This is a genomic window from Streptomyces sp. ICN903 (assembly GCF_022015835.1).
GTDB lineage: Bacteria > Actinomycetota > Actinomycetes > Streptomycetales > Streptomycetaceae > Streptomyces > Streptomyces fenghuangensis.
Genome location: NZ_JAKMAY010000208.1, coordinates 1 through 10,200, shown reverse-complemented (window position 1 = coordinate 10,200; position 10,200 = coordinate 1). Strand labels below are relative to the sequence as shown.

The following is a 10,200-nucleotide window of genomic DNA, read 5'->3' as shown; positions in this document are numbered from 1 at the left end:
GGTGGGCGGGTTGTACCAAGCCGCCCATTCCTCACAAGCAGCGCTCGAATCCCGGAGCTTGAGCCCCGGGCCCCGCAACGGCCCTCACTCCGGGGACGCGCCGCGCGCTCTCCCCGTCTGGGCCAGCAGGACCAGCACCAGTCCGCCCAGCATCAGCGGAAGGTGGATTCCGGAGGGCACCCACCGGCCCACCGCGAGCGACAACGCCATCAGCAGAGCCCCGGCGCCCCACGTGCCCGGCCGCCTCACGCTCCGGCGCAGCCAGGGGAACAGAAGGCGTCCCGTGGCCAGGGCCAGTACGCCCGCCACACCCAGTGCCACGGCCATCACCGCTGTGGCCGCCCAGAAGAACACCGACACCGTTTCCCTCCCCGAGCGCCCCGTCCGGAGCGCATTCGCGAAGAGCATCCCATCGGGCACGGCATCCCGTACCGGGCGGTTCCCGGGGCTCGGGTCACGGGGCTCGGGTCACGAGTGCCGGGCGCGTCCCAGCAGCAGTTGGCGCTCGCGCTCGTTGTGCGTCAGGGAAGCGGCGCGTTCGAACTCCGCGCGCGCCTCCTCCCCGCGCCCCAGGCGCTCCAGCAGGTCGCCCCGGACGCTGGGCAGCAGGTGGTAGCCGCGCAGTGCGGGCTCACCGGTGAGGGCGTCCACCAGCCTCAGCCCGGCCTCGGGCCCCTCGGCCATGGAGACGGCCACCGCCCGGTTCAGCTCCACCACAGGCGAGGGCGCCAGCGCCGCCAGCCGCCCGTACAGCGCGGCGATCACCGCCCAGTCGGTGTCCTCGTACCTCACCGCCCGCGCGTGGCAGGCGGCGATCGCGGCCTGGAGGCAGTAGGGGCCGTACGGGCCCTCCCCCGCGCGCCGCAGGGCCTCCAGGCCGCGCAGGATCAGCATGCGGTTCCACTTGGCGCGGTTCTGGTCGGCGAGCAGCACCGGCTCGCCGCCGGGACCGGTGCGCGCCGGGACGCGGGACGCCTGGATCTCCAGCAGCGCCGCCAGCCCGTGCACCTCGGGCTCGCCCGGCATCAGCCCCTCCAGCACACGCGCCAGGCGCAGCGCGTCCTCGCACAGCGTCGGGCGGCACAGGTCGTCGCCGGCCGTCGCCGAGTAGCCCTCGTTGAAGATCAGGTAGACGACCTCCAGGACGGACGACAACCGCCCGGCCCGGTCCTCGCCGTACGGCACCTCGAAGGGCACCCCGGCCGCCGCCAGCTTCCGCTTGGCCCGCACGATCCGCTGGGCGACGGTGGCTTCCGAGGTCAGGAACGCGCGGGCGATCTCCTGCGTCGTCAGCCCACCCAGCAGCCGCAGGGTGAGGGCGGTGCGGGCCTCCGTGGAGAGGACGGGGTGGCAGGCGGTGAAGACCAGCCGCAGCAGGTCGTCGTCGATGTCGTCCGGATCGGCGGGCTCGGGCGGCGGCGGGGCGTCCTCCAGCGTCCGCCCGACCTCGGCCAGCTTGCGCGCGTACGTCTCCCTGCGGCGCACGAGGTCGATCGCGCGCCGCTTGGCGATGGCCGTGAGCCAGGCGCCCGGCCGCTCCGGTACGCCTGACTCCGGCCACTGCTCCAACGCCGCCACCAGGGCGTCCTGCGCGATCTCCTCCGCCAGCCCGACGTCCCGCACGACGCGGGCCACGGCGGCGATGATCCGCGCGGACTCGATCCTGAACACCGTCTCGACCGTCTCGGCCGTCGTACTGCCCGTACCGGTCGTGTCGACCGCGTCCGTTCCCGTCACGGCCACCCATCAGAGCAGCCGCGCGGCCTCAGGGGCAAGGAAGTTCGGACGGGTCGGACGGGCCCTCCTGGATCTCGCGGACCTCGGCGGTGACGTTCCAGTGCTCCGGGTGGGCCTCCAGGAACCGCCTGGCCCACTCCAGGGCCTCGGCCCTGTCCTTGACCTGGAGCAGCGCGTAGCCGCCGACGACCTCCTTGCTCTCGGTGAAGGGACCGTCGGTCTGGCTGATCTTCCCGCCCGACCAGTGGAGCCGGGTGGCCTGGGAGGTCGGGGTGAGCCCGGCCGTGTCCAGCATGACCCCGGCCTTGGTGATCTCCTCGAACAGCGCGCCCATGCGCTTCTCGAAGTCGGGGTCGGGGGCCTGGGTGGCGATGCTCTGCTCGTCGACCTGGATCAGCGACATGAAGCGGGGCATGGTGGCTCCTCTGCTCGGTTCGGGTGGTGGGGGCGGGCTCTCTTCCCGCCTCTCACCCATGCGTCGATCGGGAGACGACCGGATCGACAGCTCCCCGGACTTTTCCCAGGAATTTTTTTCCGGCCCGGTCCCGGGCTGGTCCCGGGCCGGTCCCGGCCCGGGACCGGCGAGGACCCGACTCAGAGCCGGCCGCCCCTGACGGCCGCCACGAACGGCCCCCAGCCCTCGGCGGAGAACAGCACCACCGGGCCGGACGGCCGCTTGGAGTCGCGCACGGGTATCAGGCCGGGGAGGTTGTCGGCGACCTCGATGCAGTCGCCGTTGTTGCCTCCGCTGTAGCTCGACCTGCGCCAGTGCGCGCCGGTCAGATCACGCTTCACACCCACGCTCGTACTCCTTCGCCGCCGACTCGATCATGGCCAGGGAGACGTCGGGCGACAGCGCGGACGCCCTCGCGTGGTCGAAGGCGGCCTCACACTTGCCCACCACCGCCGGATCGTCCAACAACTCCCCGCTGAAAGGGCCTTCAACGTACGCCACGGGCGGCGCGTCCACGAACGTCATCACGGTCAGGTTCCCCTCCAGCAGCGCGTGTGCCCGCGCGCTGAACGGCAGCACCTGTACGAGCACCCGGTCACCCTTCGCGAGTTCGCCGACGTGCCGCAACTGCTCAGCCATGTCGGCGTCGCTGCCGATGGGGCGCCGCAGGATGCTCTCGTCCAGGATCGCCCACAACTCGGGTGCTGTTGGACCCTCCAGAAGCCGTGCCCGCGCCATCCGGCTCCTGACACCCTCCTCGTTCCACTCGGCCGGGCGGAACGGCTGAGCCGCCCGGAAGACCGCGCGGGCGTACCCCTCCGTCTGGAGAAGGCCGGGCACCAGCGTCGGCGAGTAGGTGCAGATCGTGGTGGCGAGGGTCTGGAACTCCGCCGCCTCCGCGAAGTAGTCGGCGAACGGCGAACTGTTGATCAACTCCTCGCACATCCGCGAGAAGTAGCCGTCCGTGTCCAGCTCCTCGTCGAAGCGGCGGGCAAGCTCCAACTGCGGTTTGCGGACCGCCGACTCGAACTGCCCGATGTACGAGCCCGAGCAGAACACCCGCTCACCCAGCTCCTGTTGGGTGACGCCCGCCGCCTCACGGCGGCGTCTCAGCTCGGATCCGAAGAACTCCCAGCCGATCTTCGGCCGCCCGGGACGGCCCGGTCCGCTGCCACCGCTGGCCATGGCGTCACTCCCCCAACAAGGTTCACCGCATCGGTCTAACTCTGGCGAGCGTAGCTTTCGGCCGCCACTCTGGGTATCCATTCGGAAACTCTCGGCATGCACAGGAGGCCAGGCGTGGTCGTGACAGGACGACAGCCCGATCGTGAACGGCTCGGCGTCGCGGAGGAGGCGGTGGACGAGCTGCGGAAGGCGCTGCTCGGCGCGGGCGTCACGCTTCCCTCGCTGCGCGTGGACCTCGTCTCGTACGCGGGCGAGACGGCCGATCCGCCGCTGGTGGAACTGGGCCGCTGCACCCCCGCCACGGCGCGGCGGCTGGCCGCAGCACTCGCACGGTCGGTCACGGAGGGTGAGAAGAGGTGAACCCCGTCGTCGGCTCTTACGTCGTGGACAGCCGCAGCGACCGGGTGGGGCAGGTGATGGGGACGGTGGGCGGGCTGGTGCAGCTGCGGCCGCCCGGCGGAGGGCTGGAGTGGGACTGCCCGGCCGACGCGCTGCGGCCGGCCGGGACGTGCGAGGAGCTGCGCGCCCGGGTCACCGAGATCAACCGCGACCGTACGAGGAGGCTGCCGTGAGCACGCGCAGTGTGATCCGTTTCGCCAGCTGGACGCTGGAGCCCGACCGCGAGCCCGACGCCGAGCCCGTCACGTACGCGATGGAGTGCGCGGTGTGCGGGCGGCGGTCGGGGGCGGGCGTGGACTTCCAGGACGCCCAGCGCTGGGCGCTCGTCCACGCGGGCCGCAACCCCTCCCACCACACCTACCGCGAGATCATCCACCGCCCCTGGCGCGCCTGGATGCGCTGACGCCCGCCCGGCCCGCGGGAAGGCGGTGCGACGGCGTGGCAGCGGCACGGCGCGCCGCCGGTGCGGCGCGCCCCGCGGCGCTCCCGTACAACCCTCGGGCCCCCTCGTTGGTCTCCCAATGGCCGCACGCCCGGAATCCCTGCGTCAAATGCCTTCCACGACAGGGGAGTCGGGCGGAAAGCACCCTCTATCGACCGGGCCGCACCACGCCCCCGCAGGCAGCAGGAGTGTTCCCGTATGCACCAGCACGCCCGTCTCGCCCTGGCGACGGCCACCGCGCTCTCGCTGGCGACAGGTCTGCTCGCCCTCGCCCCGGCACCGGCGGCGGCGGACACCCCGCAGGAGACGGTGGTCCCGGCCACGCAGCGCTCCGCGGACCTGTCCGTGTCGCTGTTCCCGGCGAGCAGCCCGTCGGACCTGGACGGCGCCGGCGCTCTGGGCGCCTTCCACCGCCTGGAAGGCCACTCCGGTCTGGTGTGGACCCGCTATTCCGACGGCAGGACCTTCCCCGTGTCCGCACCGGAGGGGGACACCGCCGACGCTCGGGCGACCGGCGGCGACACCCTCGCCTACCGGCTGGGCGACCAGGTCGTCCTGTGGGACGCGGCCGGGCAGAGCACCCGCACCGTGCGGATACCCGAGGGGCACTCCTACTACCGGACCCTCGGGAGCACGGTCGTCACCCGCCACACGGTCACGGCCGAGGACGGCACGGACGTCCGCGTGATGCACCTGCTGACGGCGGAACCCGACGGCACCACGCGGAACGTGGCCATCACCGGCCTGCCCGCGGGTTCCCTCGTCGGCAACCCGCTGGCGGCCGACGAGCGAACGCTGGTGTTCAGCGCGCAGATCGACGGGCAGCGGCGGATGGTCCTCGCCGACCGCGTGACCGGCCGGGTCGAGGACTGGACCGCACCGCTGCCCGGCGGCTACCACTACGCGGCCCTCACCGAGGACCGCCTCGTGATGTACAGCACCTCCGTTCCGGCCGTCCTGTCGGTCGCCCGCACCGCCCCGGCCGCCGCCCCGGCCGAGACCCTGATCGAGGGTGGGGACGTCCAGCCGTCGCTCGACCTGGCCGCGGCGGGCGACTGGCTGGTCTACACACAGAGCGCGGGGCCGAACCTCGTGGTGGTCAAGGCCGCGCCCATGGCGGGAGGCGAGCCGGTCACGCTCCTGGAGCAGGCACGCCCCCGGGTCTCCGCAGGCCCCGGCGGGACCGCCGTCGTCGTCGCCCGGGACACCACGGGCGAGTGGGCCCTGCAGCGCCTGGCCGCGGACGGCGGCGGCCGGCCCTCCGCCACCGTGTTCAAACCGCTGCCCCGCCCGCCCCTGGATGTCCAGGGGCTGACGCTGTCCCACGGCCGCCTGGTCGTCGCCGACAGCGCCGCGGGCCACAACCGGCGGCAGAGCTGGGCGCGTACGCTGCCCACGACCGGCGCCCCCGAGGCGGGAGAGCGCACCCGGTTCCTCGGCGACGGCTCGTTCATCCCCGTCTGCCCCACACAGGAGATCGGCTGCGAGCAGATCCTGAGCCCCGCGGACGGACGGATCGCCTGGCTGCTCCGGGCCGACGAGGACACCGACACCCTCCGCACCAACAGCGGCTGGCCGTCCGTCCACAACGACTACTCCGAACAGCGCGTCCCCTCCGGCGGGCGGATCACGGACGTGTCCGGCCACTACCTCGTCCACACCGCGCCCGGACGGCAGACCGTGCTCAGGATCGGACACCACGGGCCCCCCGCACTCACCCGCGATCCGGGCCCGGCGGCGGTGTGGGGCGATGTGCTGTGGACCCCGGGTGCTGAGCCGGGCACCGTCACCGGCTACGACCTGGCCGCGAGGAGGACGGCCGCGACCGTGGACACCGGGGCCCACTGCGCTCCGGAGGAGCTACAGGCCGTGGGCCGGTGGCTGTACGTCGACTGCTCCGGCACCGCGCCGTCGGTGGCCCACGACCGCGCGGCGGGGACGACGGTGGCCGTGCCGGCCGGTGAGGCGCTGCTGGGCGACGGCTACGTCGTCACCCACGACCGCGCGTCCGGCGACCTGACGCTGACCACCGTGACCGGCGGGGCGGCCACCGGCCGGGTCATCGGCCACCTGCCCGACACCGGGCGCTCGCAGCGCCATGTGCGCTGGACGGTGGACGAGTTCGGCGGCCACGCCGCCTGGGTGGACGACCGGGAGCGCGTCCACCTGGTGCCCTCCGGCGCGCCCACCGGCGCGCTGACCGCCGTCGGCGCGCCGAGGAAGTCCCCCGAGGTGTGGGCGGCCACCGCCGAGGCCGCTCCCACCCCGCTGACCTCGGTGCTGCTGTCCAAGCCGGCCGCCGGCTGGACGCTGACCGTGCGGGACGCGGTGACCGGCCGGACGGTGGGCACGTCCACCGGCGGCGCGATCCGCGGCCGGCTGGAGGTGGGCTGGCGCGGCCTCCACCCGGGCGGCTCCCAGGACGTGTTCCTGCCCGACGGCCGGTACGACTGGACGCTGGCGGTCACCCCGGCCGACGGCCACGGCCCCGCCCTGACCTACGGCGGCACGACCGTGCTGCGCGGCGCCGGCAAGATACGCCACGACCACGCCGGGCCCAAGCAGCCGGACGGGGTGGGCGATCTGGTGACCGTCAGCTCGGGCGGCTGGCTGACCTTCCAGCACGGCGACGGATCGGGCGGTTTCTCCGGCAAGAACGGCGCCTACGGCTGGTCCAACCGGATCACCCCGGTCTCCTTCGGCGACCTCGACGGCGACCGCTGCAACGACCTGCTGGTGCGGATGCCGGACGGGGAACTGCGCGGCTACCGGCCCGAGTGCGGGGAGGCGGTCGCCCCCGACACCCCCTACACCGCCCTGGGCACCGGCTGGGGTGCCTACGACATGCTGACCTCGCCCGGCGACCTGACCGGCGACGGGCGCGCCGACCTGCTGGCGCGCCGGACCTCCACCGGTGACATCCACCTGTTCGCCGCCAAGGCCGACGGGACGCTGGCGGCGGGCAGGAAGATCCGCTCGGGGTGGACGTACACGAAGATCGTCGGCGTCGGCGACCTGAACGGCGACGGCCACGGCGATCTGCTGGCCCACCGCAAGGACGGCGCCCTCTTCCGCTACGACGGCACCGGCACCGGCCTGCTGAAGAGCCGCGTCCAGCTCTCCGCGAAGTGGGGGCTGTCCTACGACACTGTGGTCGGCGTCGGCGACATCACCGGCGACGGCCACGCCGACATCGTCGTGCGGAACACCGACGGCGTGCTCTACCGCAACCACGGCAAGGGCGACGGCACCTTCCGCGGACGCCAGCAGATCGGCACCGGCTGGGGCGGTTACAAGGGCCTGTTCTGACCGCTGCCGGACGACGGGCCGGGCGCGTTCCGCACCCGGCCCGTCGGTCGGTTTCCGTGCCCGGTCGGTTTCCGTACGAGGCCGCCCGTCCCGGGTCAGTCGCGCGTCGGCTTGATGCCCAGCGGGGCGGCGATCTCCGCCGCCATCACCGCGCCGGCCTCCCTCTCCAGCTGGAGGTCGTCGGCGTCGGTGTCCGTGTCCAGGCCCTCCAGCTCGTCGAGGGGGGTGTCGAGGCGGACGTGGGCCACCAGCGACTGCAGGGCGCGCAGGGACGCGGAGGCGGTGGGGCCCCAGTTGGACAGGTAGGAGAACTGCCACCACCACAGCGCCTCGCTGATCCGCCCGGCCCGGTAGTGGGCCATGCCGTGGCGCAGGTCGGTGACCACGTCGGCGATGTCGTCGGAGATGCGGCAGGCGACCGGAGCGCTGCGCGCGTACGGGTCGAAGACCTCCGAGTAGACGTCCACGGGGTCCAGCAGCCGGGCGAGCCGCATGCGCAGCTCGTCGACGTCCGGCTCCGGGCCGGTGTCCGGCTCGTACCGCTCCTCCGGGACGATGTCCTCGTGGGCGCCGAGGCGACCGCCCGCGAGCAGCAGCTGGGACACCTCCAGCAGCAGGTACGGGACGGCGCTGTCCGGCTCGTCCCCCTTGGCCACCTCGGTGACCGCCACGAGGAAGCTCTCGACCTGGTCCGCGATCTGCACCGCGAAATCGTCCGGGCTGCGGTCCTGGCCGCGGTCCTGGCTGCGGTTCTCGGGCTTGGCTTCAGACATCGAGCAGTCTTCTCCCCTCGAAGGCACGTCCCAGCGTGACCTCGTCGGCGTACTCCAGGTCTCCTCCGACGGGGAGACCGCTGGCCAGCCTGGTCACGCGCAGGCCCATGGAGGACACCATGCGCGCGAGGTAGGTGGCCGTGGCCTCCCCTTCGAGGTTCGGGTCGGTGGCCAGGATCAGCTCGGTGACGGTGCCGTCGGCGAGCCTGGCCAGCAGTTCCCTGATCCGCAGATCGTCCGGGCCCACGCCCTCGATCGGGCTGATCGCGCCGCCGAGGACGTGGTAACGCCCCCGGAACTCGCGCGTCCGCTCGATGGCCACGACGTCCTTGGGCTCCTCCACGACGCAGATGACCGACGGATCGCGGCGCGGGTCCTGGCAGACCCTGCACCGCTCGGCCTCCGCGACATTGCCGCAGACCTCGCAGAACCGGACTTTCTCCTTCACCTCGGTCAGCGCGTGGGCGAGGCGGCGGACGTCCGCCGGTTCGGCCTGCAGGATGTGGAAGGCGATCCGCTGCGCGCTCTTGGGACCGACGCCGGGCAGCCTGCCCAACTCGTCGATGAGGTCCTGAACCACGCCTTCGTACACGGCCGCCTACTCCACTCTTCCCGCTCTGCCCTTGTCGCTCCCGTACGGTCCCCGCGCCGACCGTACGCTCATTTCCGCTTTTCGGTGCACCATGCACCCGGCGCGCGGTCCGTGCCGGGCCGTCCTCAGAAAGGCAGGCCCGGCATGCCGCCCAGCCCCTGGGCGAGGGGGCCGAGCTTCTGCTGCTGGAGCTCCTGCGCGGCGGCGTTCGCGTCGCGGACGGCCGCCAGGACCAGGTCGGCGAGGGTCTCGGTGTCCTCCGGGTCCACCGCCTTGGGGTCGATCACCAGGCCCTTGAGCTCACCGGAACCGGAGACCGTGGCCTTCACCAGGCCGCCTCCCGCCGATCCCTCGACATCGGTGTCGGCCAGCTCCTGCTGGGCGGCGGCGAGGTCCTGCTGCATCTTCTGGGCCTGCTGAAGCAACTGCTGCATGTTGGGCTGGCCACCACCGGGGATCACGGGATTCGCTCCTGGCTCGCTCGACGACGTGTGCGTGTGCGTACACGTGCTCGCCGCGTACGCGCCCGCCTTGTACTCCGTACCCCTGAGCGTACGCGTTTCCCCTGCCTCTTGGCCTCGTCGGGCCCGGACCGTTTCCCTCCCCGGCGGACACGCGGACGCACGCGCGGACACACGGGCGGGCGTCACTCGTGGTACAGCTCCTCCAGCACCGTCGCGCCCAGCTCGCGCACGATCAGGTCGTGACCGGACAGGGCGGTCTCGTCCAGATCCGGGTCGTCCTCGGCGGGCATGTCGTCCTCCGGCGCCACGGGCGGCGGGGGCGGCGGCTCGGCCTCGCCGCGCGGCGCGGGCGCCTGGGGCGCCTGCGGCCGGGAGGACTGCGGCTGCGACTGCTGGGGCTGCGGCCGGGCCGGCGCCGGCTGCTGCCCGTACGGCGCGGAGGACGGAGGCTGCGCGGCCGGGGCGGAGGGCGCCGCGGCGGCCGGGCGGAAGCCCCCCGCACCCCCGGGGGAGTACGGGGCCTGCCCCTGCGGCGGCGCGGAACCGCCGGAGGGATCGACGACGGACTCGATCCGCCACTGCACACCGAAGGTGTCGGCCAGCGCCGCGCGCAGCACCTCCTCGCTGCCGCCGTTGGCGAAGCTGTCGCGGGCCCCCTGGTTGGAGAAGCCGAGCCGGAGCGTCGTCCCGTCGAACCCGGCGACGTGCGCGTTCTGGCTGAGCAGGATCCAGGTGAACCGGCGGCGGCCCTTGACGGCCTCCAGGACGTCGGGCCACATCTGCCGCACCTGCGCGGCTCCCTGCCCGGCGTCGGCGCCGCCCTGGGGCGGCGCGGGGGACTGGGC

Annotated in this window: 12 protein-coding genes and 1 pseudogene; 4 read left to right on the top strand and 9 right to left on the bottom strand. The window is 73.4% G+C overall.

What is annotated here, in order from left to right; genetic code table 11:
* Positions 1-84 precede the first annotated feature (84 nt).
* From L7D48_RS19965 to L7D48_RS19945, 5 genes are all read right to left on the bottom strand, one after another.
* Entirely contained in the window at positions 85-360 is a 276-nt protein-coding gene (locus L7D48_RS19965; RefSeq protein WP_237880961.1) for a hypothetical protein, read from the bottom strand.
* Between the two features lie 108 nt (positions 361-468).
* On the bottom strand, positions 469-1,737 hold the full coding sequence (locus L7D48_RS19960) for an RNA polymerase sigma factor (protein ID WP_237880959.1): 1,269 nt from the start codon (positions 1,735-1,737) through the stop codon (positions 469-471).
* A gap of 28 nt (positions 1,738-1,765) precedes the next feature.
* Positions 1,766-2,152: a YciI family protein gene (locus L7D48_RS19955; RefSeq protein ID WP_237880957.1), complete on the bottom strand. Its 387-nt coding sequence runs from the start codon at positions 2,150-2,152 to the stop codon at positions 1,766-1,768.
* Between the two features lie 179 nt (positions 2,153-2,331).
* Positions 2,332-2,538 carry a DUF397 domain-containing protein gene (locus tag L7D48_RS19950; protein WP_237880955.1) on the bottom strand — a complete coding sequence of 69 codons (207 nt, stop codon included), beginning with the start codon at positions 2,536-2,538 and terminating at the stop codon, positions 2,332-2,334.
* Entirely contained in the window at positions 2,522-3,376 is an 855-nt protein-coding gene (locus L7D48_RS19945; RefSeq protein WP_237880952.1) for a helix-turn-helix transcriptional regulator, read from the bottom strand. Before L7D48_RS19945 ends, L7D48_RS19950 begins: the two co-directional genes overlap by 17 nt.
* A 120-nt stretch (positions 3,377-3,496) precedes the next feature.
* Here L7D48_RS19945 and L7D48_RS19940 point away from each other — a divergent pair, with 120 nt between their 5' ends.
* The 4 genes from L7D48_RS19940 (at position 3,497) to L7D48_RS19925 (ending at position 7,526) form a co-directional block, all read left to right on the top strand.
* Positions 3,497-3,736: a hypothetical protein gene (locus L7D48_RS19940; protein ID WP_237880950.1), complete on the top strand. Its 240-nt coding sequence runs from the start codon at positions 3,497-3,499 to the stop codon at positions 3,734-3,736.
* On the top strand, positions 3,733-3,948 hold the full coding sequence (locus tag L7D48_RS19935) for a hypothetical protein (protein ID WP_237880963.1): 216 nt from the start codon (positions 3,733-3,735) through the stop codon (positions 3,946-3,948). Before L7D48_RS19940 ends, L7D48_RS19935 begins: the two co-directional genes overlap by 4 nt.
* Positions 3,945-4,178 (top strand): hypothetical protein, encoded by a 234-nt coding sequence (locus L7D48_RS19930; protein ID WP_237880948.1) that lies wholly within the window; start codon positions 3,945-3,947, stop codon positions 4,176-4,178. Before L7D48_RS19935 ends, L7D48_RS19930 begins: the two co-directional genes overlap by 4 nt.
* Before the next feature lie 237 nt (positions 4,179-4,415).
* On the top strand, positions 4,416-7,526 hold the full coding sequence (locus tag L7D48_RS19925) for a VCBS repeat-containing protein (RefSeq protein ID WP_237880946.1): 3,111 nt from the start codon (positions 4,416-4,418) through the stop codon (positions 7,524-7,526).
* Positions 7,527-7,621: 95 nt separating this feature from the next.
* Here L7D48_RS19925 and L7D48_RS19920 read toward each other — a convergent pair whose 3' ends face one another.
* The 4 genes and pseudogenes from L7D48_RS19920 to L7D48_RS19905 form a co-directional block, all read right to left on the bottom strand.
* Positions 7,622-8,299 (bottom strand): DUF5063 domain-containing protein, encoded by a 678-nt coding sequence (locus L7D48_RS19920; RefSeq protein ID WP_237880944.1) that lies wholly within the window; start codon positions 8,297-8,299, stop codon positions 7,622-7,624.
* Entirely contained in the window at positions 8,292-8,891 is a 600-nt protein-coding gene (gene recR / locus L7D48_RS19915) for a recombination mediator RecR (protein WP_093657343.1), read from the bottom strand. The genes L7D48_RS19920 and recR overlap by 8 nt, the downstream gene beginning before the upstream one ends.
* Before the next feature lie 125 nt (positions 8,892-9,016).
* Positions 9,017-9,352 carry a YbaB/EbfC family nucleoid-associated protein gene (locus L7D48_RS19910; RefSeq protein ID WP_093851813.1) on the bottom strand — a complete coding sequence of 112 codons (336 nt, stop codon included), beginning with the start codon at positions 9,350-9,352 and terminating at the stop codon, positions 9,017-9,019.
* 185 nt (positions 9,353-9,537) lie between these two features.
* Positions 9,538-10,200: pseudogene (locus tag L7D48_RS19905) on the bottom strand (DNA polymerase III subunit gamma and tau); the annotation flags it as partial.

Bases quoted from the DNA above. Each gene is read 5' to 3' on its own strand.
- L7D48_RS19920 (WP_237880944.1), bottom strand. From the start codon at position 8,299: ATGTCTGAAGCCAAGCCCGAGAACCGCAGCCAGGACCGCGGCCAGGAC.
- L7D48_RS19925 (WP_237880946.1), top strand. From the start codon at position 4,416: ATGCACCAGCACGCCCGTCTCGCCCTGGCGACGGCCACCGCGCTCTCG.
- L7D48_RS19955 (WP_237880957.1), bottom strand. From the start codon at position 2,152: ATGCCCCGCTTCATGTCGCTGATCCAGGTCGACGAGCAGAGCATCGCC.
- L7D48_RS19945 (WP_237880952.1), bottom strand. From the start codon at position 3,376: ATGGCCAGCGGTGGCAGCGGACCGGGCCGTCCCGGGCGGCCGAAGATC.